General features: G+C 40.9%; 1 protein-coding gene and 1 pseudogene. One reads left to right on the top strand and one right to left on the bottom strand.

Going from position 1 to position 730, the window contains the following annotated elements:
* Nucleotides 1–80: 80 nt before the first annotated feature.
* Nucleotides 81–434, bottom strand: a complete 354-nt coding sequence (locus A3757_RS02210) for a CidA/LrgA family protein (RefSeq protein WP_068739095.1) — start codon at nucleotides 432–434, stop codon at nucleotides 81–83.
* Between the two features lie 185 nt (nucleotides 435–619).
* Here A3757_RS02210 and A3757_RS02205 point away from each other — a divergent pair.
* Nucleotides 620–730 (top strand): annotated as a pseudogene (locus A3757_RS02205) (elongation factor P-like protein YeiP); the annotation flags it as partial.

Genomic DNA, 730 nt, shown 5'->3' with positions numbered 1-730 from the left:
CCAGTAAACGGCTGCTGTTGTTAATATCATAGACAGGTCAAAGAAGTAGGGGAGCTTAAATTCAGACATTAGTTCCACCGCTAAGACTCCTCAAGTTCTTGGCTTTTTTCTAGCTTTTCGATCAGCCAAGGCGTGGTCACTAGGGTAAAGATAACGCTGCTGGAAATTGCTATCAGAATCGCTAGCCATTCTTTTTTTATCAGGTGCCAGTGATCCATAATGCCAATACACGAAGGCATGATTAGCAAAGGAATCAGAATAGTCAGTACTTGGCTGGAGCAGTCTAAAGAGGCCCCTGTTTTGCCCCGTAATACACATATACCGGTCAATAACAGCAGGCCTAGAATCGCACCAGGTACCGGAATGTTAAACAGTTCAGTGACTAATGAAGCGAAGATGCTTATCGCACATAAAATTAGCAAACCAAAGATCATTAATATTTCCTGTGAGTTGGGGCGGCTATTTTACACATATTGGGTCATTAAATTTAAGTTTGTGTATCATGCAAAATAACGTTGCTTATAGAGATAGATATGAAACTCTTTTATTACTTCACCTTATCAATTCCAAGTTTACCCGACTATAATAGNGCCAAAACAATATTCAGGAGTTAAAACGAATGCCTAAAGCAAGTGAAATTAAGAAGAACGCTGCCGTTGAAATGAATGGTGAAGCTTATATTGTTCGCGATATCGAGCGCTCTGTTCCACAAGGCCGTGCAGGCGGAAGT

Source organism: Oleiphilus sp. HI0117 (genome assembly GCF_001635235.1).
The sequence above is the reverse complement of the archived record's forward strand: the minus strand, read 5'-3'. Positions and strand labels throughout refer to the sequence as shown.